This is a genomic window from Vibrio sp. Evd11 (assembly GCF_900382755.1).
In the GTDB taxonomy this organism is placed as follows: Bacteria; Pseudomonadota; Gammaproteobacteria; order Enterobacterales; family Vibrionaceae; genus Vibrio; species Vibrio lentus.
In genome coordinates this window covers 23817-43451 of record NZ_OSDX01000014.1, presented here as the reverse complement: position 1 = coordinate 43451, position 19635 = coordinate 23817, and the positions used below count along the sequence as shown (strand labels likewise).

Below are 19635 nucleotides of genomic sequence, written 5' to 3'. Positions count from 1 at the left end.
TACGTTAACTATTCATGAAACGACTAGATCAACCAGGGAAACCATCAGGGTTCGTTGACTGCCAACGCCACGTATCTTCGGTCATATCAGTCAGTGTGCGTGTCGCATTCCAGCCCAATTCTTTCTGAGCTTTTGCCGGATCTGCCCAACATTCTGCGATATCACCCGGGCGACGATCGACCAGTTGATAAGGGATTTGTTTGCCGCTCGCTTTCTCAAACGCCTTAACCATATCCAATACACTTGAACCGTTGCCTGTACCAAGATTATAGATATGAAGACCGTCTTTACGCCCTACTTTCTCAAGTGCCGCGATATGACCGTCAGATAGATCCATGACGTGGATGTAATCACGTACGCCAGTGCCGTCTTTTGTTGGGTAATCGCTACCGAATACTGATAAGAATTCACGACGACCTACAGCCACTTGAGAGACAAATGGCATTAGGTTATTTGGAATACCTTGCGGGTCTTCACCTAGCTCACCACTTGGGTGTGAACCTACTGGGTTAAAGTAACGCAGCAGTGTAATGCTCCAATCTGGATTGGCTTTTTGGAAATCGGTTAAGCACTCTTCAACCATTAGCTTACTACGACCGTAAGGATTGGTTGCGCTTGTTGGAAAATCTTCGGTGATAGGCACACTCGCAGGATCGCCGTAGACCGTTGCTGAAGAGCTAAATACCAGTGTTTTCAAACCTGCTTCACGCATTGCATCAACAAGAACTAGCGAACCATTTACGTTGTTGTCGTAGTACTCAAGAGGCTTAGCAACAGATTCGCCAACCGCTTTCAAACCAGCAAAGTGGATGACTGCTTCGATGTTATGTTGCTCCATGGTTTCAATCAGCAGTGCTTTATCGCGAATGTCGCCTTCAATAAAATCAGGACGAACGCCAGACACTTTCTCGATACGTTCTAATACGCTCGGCTTGCTGTTATACAAATTATCAAAAAGAACAGGCGTCATACCTGCATTGATCATTTGGATACTTGTGTGACTGCCGATGTAGCCCATGCCACCTGTAACTAAAACATTCATGTTTAGCAGACCTTTTAATTAAAATTATTCAACCTATCACTTATGATACAACAACTTAGGGTGGGCTCACAAACACTGGAGCCTATTTACCCTCACGAGCGAACACAAACTGGCCTTTTCCTTTGCGTTTCGCTTGGTACATAGCCTCATCAGCAACTTTTAGAATCACGTCAATATCACGCTCTGAGCCATCAACTAAATGGATACCTAAGCTCGCTCCCACATGAAGTGAACGTTGTTTATAATTCACTTCTTGCCCGATCAGATCCAACAATCGCTCGGCTAACTTAGCTAACAAGACCTTGTTTGTCTGTTTAATAATAAGAACAAATTCATCACCCGACAAACGTGCAACCAAATCCCCCGCTCTTACCTGAGATAACAACCGGTTTGATACTTCTTTAAGGATTTCGTCACCTGCATCGTGTCCATAGCTGTCATTCACTTCTTTGAAACCATCCAAATCCAAGTAGATAACCGCGAAATGCTGATTTGAATAGTGGCTCGACGTGACAACATCATCCATAACCTTATACAGCTGCGCTCTATTCGCTAGCCCGGTTAATGCATCGTGATGAGCCAAGTGTTCGAGTCTCTCCATCTCTTTAACGTTGGACAAATCAGACAGCGTTAATACCATATCAAACTCGTCTTTCTCATTGCCTGAGGCAACTCTATTCACTTTGACAAACATTGGAACTAACGTACCAGACGCACTCTTCTCCCACACTTCGCCTTGCCATTGACCATAGTTCTCTAACGAACTGCGAATTGTCGGCATTAGTGATGAAAACTGCTGCCACGAAAATACTTCAAATGGTGTTTTGCCCACCAGCAGATCAGAGTGATAACCGAGAAGTTGTGTGATCGCCGGGTTAACCATGGTTATCACATTGGACGAGTTCAGCACGATCAAACCGTCTTTACTGTTTTCGAAAACACCCGCTGCAATACGTTGGCGGCTCATGGCCGTTTCTATGTCTGTGACATCTTGGATTGCGTAAAGAATACGACCGTGTTTTGTCAAAGAACGGCTACTCACACGAAGCCAGCGTTTTGATTGAAAGAGATCGGTGGTTTCCAGCAATTCATCATTGAGTTCAATATTGGCATCAGTAACAACTTGTAAGTAGCCCGTTTGCTTGGTTGCGATCAACTCTTGGATCAACAAGTTCTCAAGAAAGGCTTCCGAGCATTTAAAAATATCCCGAGTCGCTGCGTTCGCATGAAGGATGAGCCCTTTTTCATCCACCACCAACAACGAGTGCTGAACGGTTTCAATGACCTCATTTGCGAACGATTTTTCTTCTTGTAATTTGTCTAACGTAAAATTGATTTGGTTGTCGCGATGGTGAAGCCTTTCTAACATGGTATTGAAAGCTCGAACCAGATCACCGATTTCATCGCGGTTCGTTGCGACCAATTTCGGCTGCTTTGAACTACGCTCAACGAAGGCTTGCATCGCCTCATTGAGGTCAAACATCGGTTCGATGATCAAGCGTTGAACCAATTTGACCAGTACTCCGCCTAAGATCACCAGAAACAACAGGTAGACGCCCGCAACCTTGAAAATATTCGTTAAGATCGCATTAAACGTCTCTTTCGATATTGTCACTCTCAAGTTCGCGATCACTGCGCCATCCAGCGTCACTGGAACGAGTAAAAATATGAAATGCTCAGAGATGGCAAATTGATGATCTGCGATATCGTCTAATTCATCTGTATTTGGCCTTGGAACCAAAGTGTTGCTCACCTGATAGCTTGCAAAAAGCTGCTCGTTAATGTCATAGAGCTTCACTCTAACAATATCTTTATCTGCTACGAAAGCTGACAAGATTTCCTGAGCCGATGACTTGTCTTCAAATAGAATCGCGGCTTGTAGGTTATAAGCAACACCTTGTGCTAGTACTTTAACACGCTGGATAAGACTCTCTTTTTCCCTTTCAAACGTGACAGTGTAATTTACTGATTGAATCGTGACAAAAGTGACTGCGATGAAGATGATGATGGGTAATATCAGCTTGTTTTTAATCGATATGTTATTAATGAAAGACAACATTATTGACCCTCCACTATAGCGATTCGTAACAGATTTGAGCCAATGACGTAGTCACCGCGCCTTGCATTCTCGAGATTAATCTTAGGTTTGAGCTTATTATCAATGTGAGTGAGCTCAATGACTCCACCTAAGTCTGTAAAGTTAGGGATATCACTGATTGTCACAGTATGTGGGGAGTGCTCTTGACTAAGGAATTGGTCATTTTTACGGTCAGACAAATACGTAATATCACACTTAGAAGTAATCGACTGTTGAACTTGGATAGCGAGCGAACGAATAGATTTGCCCTCTGTAATTGACGTCAGCACTTGGCTTACCTTTTCATCGCCAATCACACAAAAGTTCACAGCGTTCATTGAGCTTTCATCATTCCAACGTATAAAATTCGCAATTCTAAAAAGGTACACCGCTTTCACTTCATAAGGTTTGAAGCTAGCTGCCGAGGTATTCAAAGGCATAATAAGCATCGTTAAAGCGGCAAGGCCTAATTTAAAGAAACCGAGCTTAATGCGGTGCTTAAGCCATTTAGAATTCATGAGAGATCCTCACATACACCGATTCTTGATTGACGCTTTTCTGAGATGTGAATTCAGCTTGATAGCCGTCACTCTTACCTATGTTTTCAACAACCACTTCAACTAAAGGCGCTGCGGACGACTTTTTCCATGCGAGACGCGCATCAAAGGTTATTTCATGTGGGTAAGACTGCCATTCATATTGAGTGCCATCGCCTGCTACCCAATAGTCTGGGTAATTCACATTAATGTACTGGCCAATCACATCGAATTGCCAACTTTCTGTGATATTCCACATCAACTGTGCCGTGGCTAAATGTTCATTATCAATATCGTAATAAACACTCGTTTGAGGACTAGATTTAGGGTCATCACCTTTATTCTTACCTTCTAACGTCGCATAGGCGTAGCTCAGGTAACTGGCTAGATCTGCGGTGAGTTGGTAACTCGCGCCTAACTCTAAGCCATAAGTTTTTGCTTTATAATCGTCAGACAACGCCCCAACATAGACATGATTAGCGGGGATATCATTTGGGTCATAACTGTGGAAGCGAAGGTTGTCATGTTCACTCAGGTAAATCGTTACATCGAGTTCAAAGTTTGAATTGTTTGAGTAGCGATAACCCATTTCCGCCGTTACGACGTTCTCTGTTTCAAGAATCGAGCTTGATTTATATACATCTAAGTAGCTGTTGTTTGAATCAGCATTGTAACTATTGAAATAATAGGTGGAATTGGAATCCATATAAGATGGTGCAACAACTGCACGGCTAAGCCCCGCCCATACGGAGTGACGTTGAGTTAACTTATATAAACCACGCAGTTGAGGTGAAATCTCAGTTGAATCATTCTGTGTAAAGTGTTCAACCTTGGCACCAAGAGTAATAGACAGCGCTTCCGTCATTTGAATTTGAGACTGTATAAAAGCGTTCGCAATATAATCGTTGGCAGATTGGATATTGTAGGCTCGACCGTAGTAATCAGGGTTGTACCAATCAACATCCGAAACTTGGCTAGACGAGAAATCAAGATACATATATCGCAGGCCACCACCGAGTGTTAGCTGATGGTTTGCCGACAACTGGTTGATATAAGTAGAGTCAAAATCGAGGGTTGAGTAGCTTCCTGGAGAGTCTGGCGCGTTATCCTCATTATATTCACCCCATAACGAATATGAGAGTGTCGAATTTTCATCAAAATGGCGAGAATCGTTGAACTGGACGTAAACAGATTGGCTCTTATTATCAAAATCGTTGGCTTGTGATCCGACAAACGATCCTGAATTATCATATTGGAACGTATACAACTCCGACTCATAAAAGCTTTTCTCACCACCAATACGTAATGACCAACTTTCTTCAGCATTACTTGGCTGAAACACCATCCCTGCCGTTTGTGCTTTCCATTTTTCAGATTCGTTTGTGCGATATGTGGGCTCTTCTCGGTACTTATAAAAGGCACGAGCATTCACACTGTCGTTTAGGCTTAATCCCTGACGAACACTAAATTCATAGTTATCAGTATTAGAAGCGACACCTGAGAGATAAGTCCCCTGCGTATCATTGGCAGACTTAGTAATGATATTGACAACACCATTAACCGCGTTACCTCCCCAAATTGTTCCACCGGGGCCTTTTAGTACTTCGATGCGTTCGATGTCGGCAAGTACATAATCAACGTCGCTCCAATACGTACCGCCATAGACTGGGCTAAACAAGCTTCGTCCATCCATCATCACGAGCATCTTGTTATATAGGCCATCATGAAAGCCGCGTGTCGAAACAAACCATGAGGTTTCGTTGAATTTGGTGACTTTGAGTCCAGGTACAAGTGTTAGGACCTCTGCAATGGTTTTCGCGCCACTGCGCTGAATTCTCTCATTAGAAAGCACATACACCGACGAGGGGATGTCAGTGAGTTTTTGTGTCACTTTCGAAGCCGTTTCCATTTCGACATCTAACATAGACAACTCTTCAAGGCTCATCGACATGAGTTGATCTAGAGAGTTTTCTTGAGCAGAGACAAAAACAGGTGTCGTTAATGCTAGTCCTAAGCAAACCTGGCGCGATATCATGTGCTCACCTAATATACAGATAGATATTAATCCTTTAATCGATAGTTCAACTATATATGAAATGCCATACTGGTAAATTTCCGATATCGAAAGTTTGAGTCAGGTCACTGTTTATTTATGGCATTTATAAGACCGTCGTTACTTACCTCAACGTAAAGGATTAGCACCACGTGACAATGAAGATTTTGCTTAATTGCGACATGGGAGAAAGTTTCGGCAATTGGAAGATGGGCGATGATGAATCGGTCATGGAATGGGTCGACATGGCAAACATTGCCTGTGGGTTTCATGCGTCCGATCCCCACGTGATGTCTAAGACTATTAAACTTGCTGAACATTACCATACTCAGATAGGTGCTCATCCTGGCTATCAAGATCTTGTTGGCTTTGGGCGCCGTTCAATCCCTCACACTATGGACGAGATCAGCGAATTAGTTTGCTATCAAGTGGGCGCACTGCAAGCCCTTTGCCGATATCACCACACCTCTGTTGGGTATGTGAAACCTCATGGTGCCCTTTATAACGATATGATGGCAAACACCGATGTGTTTAACGCAGTCGCTCAAGCGGTTGCTGAATTCAACATCCCTTTAATGATCCTCTCTTCTTCTGATAATCAACAGTATTTAGATATCGCTGATGATCATGATTTACCTCTACTCTTTGAAGCGTTCGCAGACAGAGCTTATTTAAACAGTGGGCAGCTCGCGCCGAGAACTTTAAAAGGTTCGGTTTATGTCAATCAAGATGATATCTATAACCAAGTCATGCAGATCGTCAATTACGGATCAGTCACAACGCTCGAAGGTGAACGACTCCCTATTGAAGCCGACACGATTTGTGTCCACGGCGATAATCCACAATCGATCGCATTGATTAAAAAAATTAGACAAGACCTCAACACTTTTAATTAATACTGCGAAAGCTAGAAAGCTAGAAAGCTAGAAAGCTAGAAAGCTTCGAAGCGGTTAGTTAAAAATAAAGCGATAAGATAAGACCACAAAACAAGAAACCATGGCCAATTACCAAAGCTCATATGCTGTGATTGGCACGAATGGTATTTTAAAGCGTATTTCTTCGTATCAGTATGGAAGCGAAATGAAGATGAACAAGATTGAATTCAATATCGACCCTGTCGCAGAGTGCAGTGTTCTCGTTACACTAAAGCAGACTTACTCCTCAAACGTGACGCAAAGTGCAGAGCACAGTTCAAGTGCGGATGATTCTCGATACATGGCTCATTTTTCTGAAGCCATTCGACAACATTTCGCGTCAGTATTAATGAACGTGACACCGGCTTATCACACAATATTGGTGGATTACCTCCCTTACCGAATATCTGAACAACAATTGGTTGAACAACTTAACACCCTACTCACTCAATCCTTGTCGACACTTGCAAAAAAACATTCCCAATCAAATGTTGTTGAACTGCCCGCCTATTATTCTAAAGAAACCGCACTCGATTTAGAACGATACCAAGACAAAGGCTTGTCGTTAGATTCTGTTATTGCTTATCACACCTCGCAAACATATCACGTCAGTGCAATCGGCTTTATTCCCGGCTTTGCCTTTATGTCTGATGTGCCTGATGAACTGGTATTGCCACGCCATGCGACTCCGCGTTTAAGTGTGCCTAAAGGCAGTATTGCAATTGCAGGTTCAAAAACGGCTGTTTATCCATCTGACTCACCGGGTGGATGGAATATTATAGGTAACTGTCCTCTATCTCTGTTCAACTATGACCAATTAACCAACGCAGACATAAGCTCGCAAGGTCTCTCATTATTGAATGTTGGCGATAGCGTGCAATTTAAAGCCATTACTAAAGAAGAATTCATTGAACTAGGAGGCGTGCTTCATGGCCAAGCCAACACTCACAGTACTTAAGCCGGGTCCAATGAGTTTGATTCAAGATTTCGGACGGTTTGGTGTCGCACACCTCGGTTTAACACAAGGTGGCCCAGTGGATGATTACTCTTACAGTTGGGCTAATCACCTATTACAAAATCCCGTAAACTTAGCCGCGTTAGAAGTTACCCTAGGACAATGCGCTTTCAAGATCGATCACGATTGTGAAATGTCGATATGTGGCGGAGACTTACAGGCGTCTTTGGATGGCCAGAAGCTTGATAACTGGAGTACTTTCCAAGCTCGTACTGGGCAGATTTTATCTTTTGGATTACCGAAGAATGGCCTTCGAGCCTATTTAGCGATTAAGGGAGGATTTGATGCTCCCGTGACTTTGAATAGTCGTTCTACGGTCACAAGAGAAAAGATTGGCGGTCTTACCCAAAATGGTGAGCCTTGCCAACAAGGTCAGAAGATAACTTTCTCGACACATCCTCTCACTCAACCTTTCAAGCCTGTGAGTGTCACGTTCAGATACAAGCCGAACTATAACTTGCCTTTGAATTTACGCATTATCGAAGGTTATCAATGCAATCTGTTTTCTGAACCTGCGAAGGAAACGCTCTATAGTTCCAGTTATCGTGTTGATCAGAATTCGAACCGTATGGGTTATCGACTCAGTGGCGAGCCGGTCGCTTCTCCTGATATTTCTTTGTTATCTGAGGGAATTGCACTTGGGGCGATTCAAATCCCACAAGACGGGCAACCTATCGTGCTATTGAACGACCGACAAACCATTGGTGGATATCCGAAGATTGGTTGTATCGCTCGAATTGACTTACCGAGGTTAGCTCAAGCAAAACCGGGCCATGAAATATCGTTTAGTAAAGGAGATCGCTTGGGCTTACAAGATGTGTGGTGTCAGTGGGCGCAGTTTTTCGGCTATTGATGTGTTTTTTTGATGAACAACCCTATTAGCAAAACAAAACCAGACGTTTAAATTGAAAAATCCAGCTTGCTGTTTTCAGCAAGCTGGATTTTGTATTTGGATATCGTGGTTCTAGGTTAAGGTATAAGCTTCTAGGAGAATTAGAGCGCCTTTTAACCGTGATCTTGCCCTGATACCTTCGCAAGCGCATCTGGGTAACCGCGCTCTTTGGTTAAACCTATCGCTCTGCTTTCAATATCATCCACACTAAGTGACATTGTCACTGAATGCGTATCTTCAATCGATACTGATCCTGCTATATCAAACCATTGCTCAGCAACCTTTTGCGCCGCTTCTAACGTGGAAGACGCTTTGACGACTTCAAGTCGAGCATAGCGGTCACCGCAGAAAGACACGTCTGAAGCTCTCAAGCTTGGGTCCGTCCCCGGAATTTGCTGCGCACCGAAAAGCGGCTTACCGCCAACTTCAGCAGAAGCAAAGCTTGGAATGAACTGAGACATATGAGTGATCGCCGCTCGCGTTCTTAATTCAAGCTGTTCTTCACTCCAACCGGATACGATTTTCTTAAGCAGCTTAGAAGGTAACTGAGGTTGCGATGAATCCGTTGAAGATGAAACCAATCCGCCCTCAAACAGCGTAATCCCCTCTGTCATGCCATGAAGCTGGAACACACCATCGGCATACGGCGTTAATTGCGCCATGCCTTGTGGAGTGCCTCTTGGACCATGAAAGATAACTTCTGGCCACTCTTCCTTACATTCTTGTGAATATGGCCACTCAGTAACGTAGGCGGCTTTAAACTCAACCAGTCTTTGTTGCTTGGATCCAACAAAGTCATCGACAATGCCGGTCTCGAAACCACTCGCATTAATCAAGTAATCTGCCGTCAGGTTACGGCTTTGATTTTCGCGGTCTGTGTAAGTTAAAGACCAGCCTTCATTAGTCGATTCAACAGACTGTAAGCGGCTATTGGTTAACACAGTGCAATTCGATTGTTTATCAAGGGACAATTGAGCTGTCGCGGACAATCGGAATACACTCCAACCATACTCTTGAACCATCGCAACAGGGTATTTGAGCGTGTCTAAATCAGTGTGTTTAGCAAAAGGAATACACCAATCATCGAGTGACGTAGGCTTCAGAGGCTGCGTTTTTTCAGAAAGTGCTAACAAATCCTCTTTGTTATACAGCTTGTAATACTCTTCCGGGTCGCCAAGCACTTGATTGCTTTTATCTTGTTTAACAAGGTCAGTATAGGCTTGTTTGATTAGCTTAAGACGAGGAAGTAAATCCGTCGGTTCGCCGCCATCACTATGTGGCACAGCGATGATTGTCGGTCGAATATTGATCGTGTGAGGGAATAGTCGGACAGTATCAATCGACTGCGTGAGCAATTGGAGACACTGCTCTACAGAAATATCTCGATACAAATTGCCGCCAGCGTGCAAGTGGCAAATGGGTGGCCCATTGACCAAACTTGGCCCTTTTTCCAAGATAATGACCTTAAAACCCAGCTCACTAAAATGAATAGCGCTTGTGGTTCCGGCAATACCGCCGCCAACAATGGCAATAGAAGGTTGATTTGTATCCGTTTTGTTGTGGTTCATCGTGTTCTGTAGAATTAGATTAACTGCCCCTATTCTACTTTTGTTCGGCGATGAATTAAATCACATTTTTATCAAGGTCTTAGCATTCTGCTTCTTAATATCAATAAAAAAAACAAAAATAATTTCTTGACTTAATAACTCTAGATTACGATTTGAAGGTTATCTAACAGTCAGATTTGTCCTAAGTGACGCCACATAAAGGCTGTCTCAATACTCGTAATACATCGATGTTAACTTATCCCTAAAGTTATCCACCGTTTTTGTGGATAACTGTTGATAACGTTCTTGCTAAGTTGCGCAAACCCTTTGTTTACAGGGACTAACCCATGTTCATAAAATCGGCGATATTGAACAATGAGTTTTAATTAATGCTGAGAAATGTCTATTTTAAGGTGAGATATATCTTGTGAGTGACACCAGTTGGTTAAATAAAAAGCAGCCTATCGCGAATGACCGAAAAGATGCAAATAGGTATTCGCTGATAGACCGCTTTAAAAAGTGTGGGCGACGTAAGTTAGTCACCCACCTTGACTTAACCAATATCGTTTTAGTGACTATCCAAAGTCTTTGTTTACTGGCGCCAATAAACGTTTAATCAAACTGTTAACCACGGCCGCTAAGGTGATGAAAGTCAGCACAGGAAGAACAACCCACAACATTGGATGAAGTGATGGTTCTAACTCGAAGCCGAAGTTCATCACGCCAGCGACGCTGAGTTCTGAACCGAAAGCTGCAATCGATCCCGCCACCAGTGCCATCAATCCATATTCACACCAAATGGTATTGAGAATGCGCTTCTTACTCGCCCCTAAGGTTCGATATAAACGAATCTCTTGCTGTCTTTGAGATAGGCTCAACCTTAGCAGCGTGAAGATTAACAACAGCCCCGCTACCACGCCAAGTACCGCGAGCACGGTGATTGACCAGACGATTTGCTTAAGCAGCTCTTGTATCTTGCTGCCCATCTTTCGAATGTCCATCAAACTTACAGTCGGGTGATTACGTGACAGGTCGTTGAGCATTTGATTGTGCTGCTCTTCTAATCTGAAGCTCACCAACCAAGTCGAAGGAATCGAACTCAATACATCCGGTGTAAAGATGAAGTAGAAGTTTGGCTTCATCTCACGCCACTCTACCTTCCTGATGCTATTCACGTTGGCCACAACACTCTGGCTGTTTATCGTGAAGGTTAGCTCATCACCAATCTCCAAGCCTAGCTGTTCAGCCACTTCAGATTCCACGGACACACCTTTCTCTTGAGTCCAAGCACCTTCAAGCACTTCGTTATAGACTGGTAGAGCGTCTCCCCACGTAAAGTTAATCTCTCGGCTCAGTGCATCTGTACCTTCTGATATATCACTGTACTCGTTCGCTTCGACTCCGTTTATTGTGGTTAAGCGGCCACGAATAATTGGGAATGCCTGAGTACGCTCTACATCGTTGGCATCAATGGTCGCCAGATAATCGTCTTTCTCATAGCTCGCAATGTTCAGTGCAAACGCATTTGGCGCGTTTTCAGGTAAGGTTTGTTGCCAATCCGACAACAAATCGCTTCTCACTAACCAGATAATCGATAGCAGCATCAAAGACAGCGCTAAAGACCCGAACTGAATACCAGTAGCAAAAGGTGTGCGATTGATTCGACTTAACGCCAAACGCATCGAAGTTGATGTCGGTAATTTACCAAACAAACGCAATACCACATTACTCACGACCGCCAAAACTAAGAACAGACAAGCAATTCCGGCTAAGACGATCCACACCAACAAGTTATCGCCGTACATCAGCATCATTGGAATAATAGGCACAAGTAACAACAAGTATTTTTTATAGATTTCACGTAACTGGTGGTTTGATTGAATAACGCTGATCGCAGATGTGTTGACCAAACCTATTAGTGGAATACCTAAAGCGGGCACGCCAATCAAAATGCTTGATACGATAGCCAGTATTGCAGGTTCAGCGCCATAACTGGGAAGCGGTGTTGGCAATAAGTCACCAAGCGGAATTCGCAATAAAAACTCTAAGCCAATACCAATGGCTATACCGAGTACAGCGCCAATAACGACTAGCAGAGATACCTGTACAGATAGCCATTTAATGATCCACTGCTTACTCGCACCTAAACTTTTAAGCATCGCGATGGTTTTTCGACGACTCGCCACATAGTGTTGGCAAGTCAGCACTAAAGTGGTTGCAGCCATAATCACAACAATGGCTACCGTTAGCGATAAGTATTGAGTGGTGCTTTCGAACATGTCGTTGGTACGACTGGCCGAGTCTTGTGTACGCCAGCGATCACTTGGTGTCAGTTCGATACTGTCTTGTGCGGCTTTGAGTTTCGATTCATCACCATTTAAAAACAATCTAAAGCTAACGCGGCTACCTGGTTGGATTGCGCCTGTCGCTTCAACATCGTTATTATGAATCAGAACAGCAGGCATTTGTTGGAAAGGGTTAAAACTCAGGCCCGGTTCTTGCGCTATGCGCCCTGTGATTGTTAAATCGGTATCGCCTATCGTGACATTGTCACCTATCTCAACTTCTAGCTGAGCAAATATGCGTTCATCTAGCCACAATTCACCCGGTTCAACATGATTGCTTGCCGCGTTATCCGCGCCTTCTAGTATCATTTCACCACGTAAAGGGTAATTGCTCTCTACGGCTTTAACAGTAACCAACTGCATCGAGTTATCACTGAATGCCATGGTTGAGAAGCGAGTTAACTGAGAGCTTTCTAACTGTTCAACCTGAGTCAGATCTAGTAAAGGTTGAGGGATTGGGTTTGCCGATACAAATACACTGTCGGCGGTTAACGCATCTTTGCCCTGCTTTACGATTACTTGTTCCATACGCTCAGCCAAAGCTGAAAGCGCGAACACGCATGCAATAATGAGTGTTAAAGCGATGGATACCGGCCATAGCTGACCATGTCGAATCTCTTCGATGCTCCATGAAAACAGTCGTTTGTTCAGTCCGTGTGATGAATTCAATTTACACTTCCTCTATGTGACCGACATGCATTTTCAAGGTTCGCTGGCAACGCTGTGCGAGTTTAGGGTCGTGCGTGACGAGAACAAGCGTGGTGCCGTGCGATGAATTGAGTTCAAACAACAACTCGACGATTTTCGCTGCCGTTTGTTGGTCTAGGTTGCCCGTTGGTTCATCGGCAAACAAAATTTTAGGCTTAATCATAAACGCACGAGCCAATGCGACCCTTTGTTGTTCGCCACCTGACAGTTGAGACGGCAAGTGATCAAGCCTATCTTTCAAGCCCACTGATTCAAGCAGAGCCGTCGCGCGTTCGATGTCTTCGTCTTCACCTTTCAATAAACAAGGTAGCGTGACGTTTTGCAACGCAGAAAGGCTTGGGATCAATAAGAAGCTTTGGAAAACAAATCCAACGGATTCACTGCGGATTTTGGCTCTCGCTTCATCATCCAGCGGTGATAGAGGTTGACCTAACAAACTGATTTCACCAGAAGTTGGCACATCGAGCCCTGCAAGCAGTGTCATTAACGTGGATTTACCCGCACCTGAAGTACCGACAATCGCAACCGTTTCACCCTCACGAATATCGATATCAACATGCTCTAAGATTGTTAAATGTTCTTGATTAGTAGACACTGTCTTGGAAACAGCTTCTGCTTTTATGATGGATGTATGCATGACTCGACTAATTTCCTTTTTATTTTTTATTTTATTTTCAACCGCTTCGTTAGCTCAAGGCCCTACGTCAGCTCAAGTTTCCAAGTTATTGGTACTTGGCGATAGCCTAAGTGCGGGCTACAACATGGATATCAAGCAAAGCTGGCCAAGTTTGTTGCCAGACGCATTGGAAAAACATGATAAAACCGTGAACGTGGTCAACGGCAGTATTTCTGGTGACACAACGGGCAATGGCTTAGCGCGTTTACCGCAACTGCTTGAAGAACACGCCCCAGACACCGTTCTTATTGAACTCGGCGCGAATGATGGACTGCGTGGCTTCCCACCTAAGCTTATGTCTGCGAATCTGGACCAGATCATCGAGCAAGTAAAAGCTGCGGGTGCAAAACCAATTATGATGCAGATTAAAATCCCACCTAACTACGGCAAACGTTACAACGAACAATTCGAGTACGTTTTTACATCGCTGTCTGATCAACAAGACGTGCCACTTTTGCCCTTTTTCCTTGAGCACATCATCCTCAAACCTGAGTGGATGATGAACGATGGACTGCACCCAAAACCAGAAGCTCAACCTTGGATCGCTGAATTCGTCGCCGAAGAATTATATCAGTATCTTTAAGTTTTAATGGTCTAGCTCAATAAATTTTACACAGCTTTACGTTAGCCTGAGTGCATATCACCGTTAACTGTAAGGTTATTTATGCTGATCGAACCTATTATCAAGGGTGTGGTAGCCAAAAGCGCTCACCCTCTTGGCTGTAAAGAAGCCGTCAAACAACAGATCAAATTTGTTAAGAGTGCGCCGCAAATCAAAGATGGCCCGAAACGAGTCCTGATCATCGGCGCATCCTCTGGCTTCGGGCTTGCCGCTCGTATCGCCCTTACCTTTGGCGGTGCTAAAGCAGACACCATCGGCGTCTCATTCGAGCGCGGTCCTAATGAAAAATCCTTAGGCACTGCAGGTTGGTACAACAATATCTACTTCAGAAAAGAAGCCGAACGAGAGCAGCGTACTGCGATCAACATCGTTGGCGATGCCTTTTCACAAGAGACACGCTCCCAAGTTGTCGAAGCCATCGAAACTTACTTCGAAGGTGAAGTGGATCTGATTATCTACAGCCTAGCCGCTGGCGTTCGACCGAAACCAAATTCCGAAGACTTCTGGCAATCTGCGATCAAGCCAATTGGTGAAAGCGTCACTGGCGCGACGATATCTCTTGAACACGATCATTGGGTAACCAACACGCTTGAAGCAGCGACCGAAGAAGAAGCCGAAAGCACACTCAAAGTCATGGGTGGCGAAGATTGGGAAAACTGGATAGATGAGCTGATTAATGCTGAATCTATTGCCCCAGGCTGTAAAACCATCGCATTTTCTTACGTTGGTCCGGAAGTGACGCATCCTATCTACTTAGACGGCACTTTAGGTCGCGCTAAGATCGACCTTCATCAAACCAGCCATGCACTTAATCTTGAGCTAGCTAACTTTGATGGCAATGCTTACGCGACCGTGTGTAAGGCATTAGTCACCAAAGCGAGCGTATTCATTCCGGGTTTAAGCCCCTACTTGCTTGCTTTATATAAAGTGATGAAAGAGAAAGAAACCCACGAAGGTTGTATCGAACAGATGCAGCGCTTGTTTAGCAGCAAACTGTATGGTCAGGAAAAAGTGCCACTTGATGGTGAACGACTAGTGCGAATGGATGAATGGGAACTCGATCCAGAAACCCAAGCTCATGTGACAGAGTTACTTGAAGCAATGGATGAAAACAACTTCCAATCAATCGGTGACTATCAAGGTTTTAAAGAAGAGTTTTTACAGTTGAACGGTTTTGCTCAACCATCGATAGACTATAAACAGAAACTTAACACTCAAGATTTTATAAAGTTAAAGCCTTAATCGAAACTTATCTCATTACTGAGACCCAGATTCATATTTGAAAACCTCTGCAAAATTGCAGAGGTTTTTTTCTGCAACTTTTCTTATACTTAATTAACGTAATGTTCACAGGTTATTTGGTTTCATCATAATTAACACAGGATGTGTTGATGCATTAAGCATAATTGACTCGGAGTCATATGAAGAAAATTAAAACTCTAGATTTAGACATCCCAGACGACATGAAATCCGGTTGGCAAAATATTGTCGACTTGCTGGCTCAGATCACTGAGGTCCCAGCGGCTCTCATCATGCGTGTCCACAGCAACTCCATCGAAGTTTTTTCAACCAGCCGTAGCGAAAATAACCCCTATACCCAAGGCGACTCAGAAACATTAGGCAATGGCTTGTATTGCGAAAAGGTAATGGAATCTCAGCAAAACCTTGTCGTTCCTAACGCCTTGGCTGACCATGAATGGGAAAACAACCCCGACATCAAACTTGGTTTGGTCTCTTATTGTGGTATTCCGTTACTTTGGCCGAATGGCGAGCTGTTCGGTACGATCTGCATCTTAGATTCTAAAGAAAACCACTACACATCTACCTATATCAAGCTACTCGAAAGCTTTCGTACTTCAATCGAATCTCAACTCAAGACTTTGTTTCAGCACGCGAAACTGACTCAGATGAATGAAGAGTTAAAAAACCGCGTTTACACTCGAACTAAAGATCTCGCGAGCCTGAACTACTCACTCAACCAAGAGATTGATAAGCGCAAAGCGGCTGAACAAAAAATCAATTTCCAGAAGAACCACGATCTTGGTACCGGATTTTTGAACCGCAACGCGTTTGAATCTCGCTTAAACCAAAGGTTGTCTACACAGAATAGACTGACCGATTGTTCCTACGCTGTCATTCATATCGGTTTTACCAATGGTCGACGTATCCAAGCACGTTACGGTTATAACGCATTAGACCAAGTGCTGGTTGAATACCGTCAGCGAATCGAAAGCATCTCCGATGTTGAAGTTTTCACGGCACGCCCTACTTCTATTGACCTCGTATTGGCGTTCAGCGTTAAGGATTTACAGCATCGCCTCGAAGAACTGTGCAAGAGTTTGGTCAATGTCGGCCATTCAGAGTTCGCGATAGATAATGACAAGGTTCATTTGCATACTTTTATTGGCATTGCGATAACTGACAACGAAGACGATGCTGAAAGTGCGCTGCAAAAGTCGTCGGAAGCGATGCTTGCCTGTAAAGACTCGGGGCAAAAGTTTGCTTATTACTCCCAGTCACATACCGAAGAACAAAGTCATCTGAATAAGATTGAAGGTTATTTATTACACGCGGTTCGTAATGATGACCTGATGCTCTATTTCCAACCGAAAGTCTGCCCACTCACCCATCGCTGGGTTGGCGCAGAAGCGCTGTTACGGTGGAAGCACCCTGTTCTTGGTGACATATCAAACGAAACTTTGATTCACATGGCAGAACAGAATGGTTTGATCTTCGAGGTTGGCAGCTTTGTGTTGCGGAACGCGATTGAAAAAGCCAAAGAGTGGTCACAATACGTCGATGATTTCAAAATGGCGGTTAATGTGTCTGCCGTTCAACTTAAAAACGTGCATTTTGCCGAGCAAGTTATTCACCTCTTAGAAACCTATCACCTTGAACCGCACTTTTTAGAGCTCGAAGTCACTGAAAGTTGCCTAATCGCTGATGAAGTGGTGGCAAAGAACACCTTGGAATCTCTACATGATATCGGTGTTACATTGTCACTTGATGATTTCGGTACCGGCTACGCCTCATTCAGTTACCTCAAGAAGTTCCCATTCGACTCGATTAAAATCGATAAGAGCTTTGTCGACCAAATGTTGAACTCAAGTGAAGACAAAGAAATTGTTCGTTCTATTGTTCAAATTGCTAAAAAACTCGACTTAAAAGTCACCATCGAAGGCATTGAGTCAGAAGTTCAGGAGCAATTCATCGTTGAAGAAGGTTGCGATGTTGGACAAGGTTACCTCTACGGAAAGCCTATGCCCGGGCAAGAATTCGAACATAGCTTAGTCAATCAAAACTATTTGGGGTCAACTCGTTACGCTTAAAGCGAAAAAGAGCAGTTTGTTTTGGATTTAGGCCTACTTTCTCTTTACTCTAAAGGTGGTGATTTTTATAATCGCCGCCTTTCTGTTTTTATCTTCCCTTTATATAGGCATTCCTCGTTATGGATCAGTTGACTGCAAAGCTTAAAAAGCTCGAAAAACAAAACTTCCGCGCATATCAACAAATTAAAGGTCAATACGACTTTGCTGATTTCGAATTACACATCGACCACGTTCAAGGTGACCCGTACGCATCTTCTTCACGTTTTCGCGCAACACGCGCTTGGTCGTTAACAGGGTTAGGTTGGCTGAAAGAAAAGTCTTACGAATACCAAGTAGCAGCGCGTGATTTTATTGCACGTAGCTTCTCTGAATTTGCTAAGCAAGAAGCGACTGTGTCTATCGCACTAACAGGTCAAACTGTTTTAGATAACACATCAGTGGTTTTCACCGAGTACGGTATCGAAATCCGTTTTCGTATCAACTTACCTGCTGATGGTCGTAGCATTCTTGCAAAGAAAGCAATCAACATCATTACGTTCTATTTGCCTAAGTTTATTCGTCGCGCAACGCTTGAACGCGAACTCAACATCGAAGCGATGATTAAGCATTGTGAAGCTGTTGAAGACCAAGACGCATTGCGCGCTCAATTGGAAGAAAACAACCTAGCGGCATTCGTTGCAAACGGCAGCGTATTACCTCGTATCGCAGGTAACTGTGATTTACCAATGAAAGGCGCGGTTCCTTTCCTAGCACCAGAGTCTTTGAGTGTTACCTTAAACACACCAAACCAAGGTGATGTGACCGGTTTAGGCATTCCTAAAGGCATCACACTGATCGTTGGTGGTGGTTTCCATGGTAAATCTACACTACTGAACGCCGTTGAACGTTCTATCTATAACCATATTCCAGGTGATGGTCGTGAAGGCATCGTGACGGCGACTGATACGATGAAGATCCGTGCTGAAGATGGCCGATGCGTGCACAACTTGAATCTTTCAAACTACATCAACCATTTACCAATGCAGAAAGACACGTCTGATTTCAGCACACAAGATGCATCTGGTTCAACTTCGCAAGCAGCGTGGCTACAAGAATCTATTGAAGCGGGCGTACAAACACTCCTTATCGATGAAGATACGTCAGCGACTAACTTCATGATTCGTGACGAGCGTATGCAAGCGCTAGTATCAAAAGGGGCTGAGCCTATCACTCCACTTGTTGACCGTATTGGCCAACTTCGCGAAGAGATGGACATCTCAACTATCGTGGTAATGGGTGGTTCTGGCGATTACCTAGACGTGGCTGACACTGTGATTCAAATGCACGACTACCAAGCGGTAGACGTAACTGAAAAAGCACAAGAAGTGATCGCTCAACACCCTACTCAACGAACTAACGAATGTGAGACCGCATTAGAAACGTTTGTTCCTCGTTCGTTAAACCGCGCAGCACTGATGAACATTCTTACTGACGGTAAGTTCCGAGTTAACGCGAAAGGCAAAGAGTCACTGCGTTTTGGTAAGGAATTCGCGGACCTTTCTGCATTAGAGCAGTTAGAGTCAACTTCAGAAGTAAACGCGATTGGTTGGGCATGGTTCCAGTTTGCACAAACTCCAGGTTGGTCAAACAATCCTGCTAAAGAGTTTAGCGCTATCTTAAGCGATGAGTGGCACGTGAACATGCCAAACTACGGTGACTTGGCGAAACCAAGAGTATTGGATGTAATGGCCGCTCTAAACAGAATGCGTAAATCTCAGTTCAAACCTTCGAACTCCAACTCGAACTAATATCTCGCGTTAAGTTAACCTTATCTTGTATTACGGCTCTCATTTATGAGGGCCGTTTTTTTCGTTCAATTCCTATATTTCTATCTGATTCG

14 protein-coding genes are annotated in these 19635 nt (G+C 43.9%); 7 read left to right on the top strand and 7 right to left on the bottom strand.

The features are described from left to right. Positions 1 to 28: 28 nt before the first annotated feature. The 4 genes from galE to ED652_RS08470 form a co-directional block, all read right to left on the bottom strand. Positions 29 to 1042, bottom strand: coding sequence for a UDP-glucose 4-epimerase GalE (galE, locus tag ED652_RS08485; RefSeq protein WP_122054336.1), 1014 nt, complete (start codon positions 1040 to 1042; stop codon positions 29 to 31). Positions 1043 to 1124: 82 nt separating this feature from the next. Beyond that, complete coding sequence (locus tag ED652_RS08480) at positions 1125 to 3101, bottom strand: diguanylate cyclase (RefSeq protein WP_122054334.1); 1977 nt, start codon at positions 3099 to 3101, stop codon at positions 1125 to 1127. Next, positions 3101 to 3637 carry a YfiR family protein gene (locus ED652_RS08475; protein ID WP_055319524.1) on the bottom strand — a complete coding sequence of 179 codons (537 nt, stop codon included), beginning with the start codon at positions 3635 to 3637 and terminating at the stop codon, positions 3101 to 3103. The genes ED652_RS08480 and ED652_RS08475 overlap by 1 nt, the downstream gene beginning before the upstream one ends. Further along, entirely contained in the window at positions 3627 to 5690 is a 2064-nt protein-coding gene (locus tag ED652_RS08470; protein WP_122054332.1) for a TonB-dependent siderophore receptor, read from the bottom strand. Before ED652_RS08470 ends, ED652_RS08475 begins: the two co-directional genes overlap by 11 nt. Positions 5691 to 5860: 170 nt before the next feature. Between ED652_RS08470 and ED652_RS08465 the strand changes: the two genes are divergently transcribed. The 3 genes from ED652_RS08465 to ED652_RS08455 all read left to right on the top strand — a co-directional run bounded on the left by ED652_RS08465 (position 5861) and on the right by ED652_RS08455 (position 8490). After that, positions 5861 to 6604: a 5-oxoprolinase subunit PxpA gene (locus ED652_RS08465; protein WP_122054330.1), complete on the top strand. Its 744-nt coding sequence runs from the start codon at positions 5861 to 5863 to the stop codon at positions 6602 to 6604. A 184-nt stretch (positions 6605 to 6788) separates the two neighbouring features. Then, the gene (locus tag ED652_RS08460) at positions 6789 to 7580 is read left to right on the top strand and encodes an allophanate hydrolase subunit 1 (RefSeq protein ID WP_122054396.1); all 792 of its coding nucleotides are present in this window, start codon (positions 6789 to 6791) and stop codon (positions 7578 to 7580) included. Further along, positions 7552 to 8490 carry a biotin-dependent carboxyltransferase family protein gene (locus ED652_RS08455; RefSeq protein ID WP_122054329.1) on the top strand — a complete coding sequence of 313 codons (939 nt, stop codon included), beginning with the start codon at positions 7552 to 7554 and terminating at the stop codon, positions 8488 to 8490. The genes ED652_RS08460 and ED652_RS08455 overlap by 29 nt, the downstream gene beginning before the upstream one ends. Positions 8491 to 8642: 152 nt before the next feature. On the opposite strand, the gene ED652_RS08450 is transcribed toward ED652_RS08455, so the two are convergent. From ED652_RS08450 to ED652_RS08440, 3 genes are all read right to left on the bottom strand, one after another. After that, positions 8643 to 10097: an FAD-dependent oxidoreductase gene (locus ED652_RS08450; protein WP_122054327.1), complete on the bottom strand. Its 1455-nt coding sequence runs from the start codon at positions 10095 to 10097 to the stop codon at positions 8643 to 8645. A gap of 554 nt (positions 10098 to 10651) precedes the next feature. After that, positions 10652 to 13090, bottom strand: coding sequence for an ABC transporter permease (locus ED652_RS08445; protein ID WP_122054325.1), 2439 nt, complete (start codon positions 13088 to 13090; stop codon positions 10652 to 10654). A 1-nt stretch (position 13091) separates the two neighbouring features. Continuing rightward, positions 13092 to 13766: an ABC transporter ATP-binding protein gene (locus tag ED652_RS08440; RefSeq protein WP_122054323.1), complete on the bottom strand. Its 675-nt coding sequence runs from the start codon at positions 13764 to 13766 to the stop codon at positions 13092 to 13094. On the opposite strand from ED652_RS08440, the gene ED652_RS08435 reads away from it, so the two are divergent. From ED652_RS08435 to ED652_RS08420, 4 genes are all read left to right on the top strand, one after another. Continuing rightward, positions 13765 to 14388: an arylesterase gene (locus tag ED652_RS08435; protein ID WP_065105729.1), complete on the top strand. Its 624-nt coding sequence runs from the start codon at positions 13765 to 13767 to the stop codon at positions 14386 to 14388. The genes ED652_RS08440 and ED652_RS08435 overlap by 2 nt on opposite strands. A gap of 81 nt (positions 14389 to 14469) precedes the next feature. After that, positions 14470 to 15669, top strand: coding sequence for an enoyl-ACP reductase FabV (gene fabV / locus ED652_RS08430; protein ID WP_122054321.1), 1200 nt, complete (start codon positions 14470 to 14472; stop codon positions 15667 to 15669). 179 nt (positions 15670 to 15848) lie between these two features. Then, a complete protein-coding gene (locus ED652_RS08425; RefSeq protein ID WP_122054319.1) occupies positions 15849 to 17756 on the top strand; it encodes a GGDEF and EAL domain-containing protein in 1908 nt (635 codons plus the stop codon). Positions 17757 to 17875: 119 nt separating this feature from the next. Next, the gene (locus tag ED652_RS08420) at positions 17876 to 19543 is read left to right on the top strand and encodes an ABC-ATPase domain-containing protein (protein WP_122054317.1); all 1668 of its coding nucleotides are present in this window, start codon (positions 17876 to 17878) and stop codon (positions 19541 to 19543) included. The last annotated feature ends 92 nt before the right edge of the window (positions 19544 to 19635 follow it).

What these genes read in the sequence shown, in the direction of transcription:
- galE (WP_122054336.1), bottom strand. Translation starts at nt 1,042, where the DNA reads ATGAATGTTTTAGTTACAGGTGGCATGGGCTACATCGGCAGTCACACA.
- ED652_RS08480 (WP_122054334.1), bottom strand. Translation starts at nt 3,101, where the DNA reads ATGTTGTCTTTCATTAATAACATATCGATTAAAAACAAGCTGATATTA.
- ED652_RS08475 (WP_055319524.1), bottom strand. Translation starts at nt 3,637, where the DNA reads ATGAATTCTAAATGGCTTAAGCACCGCATTAAGCTCGGTTTCTTTAAA.
- ED652_RS08470 (WP_122054332.1), bottom strand. Translation starts at nt 5,690, where the DNA reads ATGATATCGCGCCAGGTTTGCTTAGGACTAGCATTAACGACACCTGTT.
- ED652_RS08460 (WP_122054396.1), top strand. Translation starts at nt 6,789, where the DNA reads ATGAAGATGAACAAGATTGAATTCAATATCGACCCTGTCGCAGAGTGC.
- ED652_RS08455 (WP_122054329.1), top strand. Translation starts at nt 7,552, where the DNA reads ATGGCCAAGCCAACACTCACAGTACTTAAGCCGGGTCCAATGAGTTTG.
- ED652_RS08450 (WP_122054327.1), bottom strand. Translation starts at nt 10,097, where the DNA reads ATGAACCACAACAAAACGGATACAAATCAACCTTCTATTGCCATTGTT.
- ED652_RS08435 (WP_065105729.1), top strand. Translation starts at nt 13,765, where the DNA reads ATGACTCGACTAATTTCCTTTTTATTTTTTATTTTATTTTCAACCGCT.
- ED652_RS08440 (WP_122054323.1), bottom strand. Translation starts at nt 13,766, where the DNA reads ATGCATACATCCATCATAAAAGCAGAAGCTGTTTCCAAGACAGTGTCT.
- fabV (WP_122054321.1), top strand. Translation starts at nt 14,470, where the DNA reads ATGCTGATCGAACCTATTATCAAGGGTGTGGTAGCCAAAAGCGCTCAC.
- ED652_RS08425 (WP_122054319.1), top strand. Translation starts at nt 15,849, where the DNA reads ATGAAGAAAATTAAAACTCTAGATTTAGACATCCCAGACGACATGAAA.
- ED652_RS08420 (WP_122054317.1), top strand. Translation starts at nt 17,876, where the DNA reads ATGGATCAGTTGACTGCAAAGCTTAAAAAGCTCGAAAAACAAAACTTC.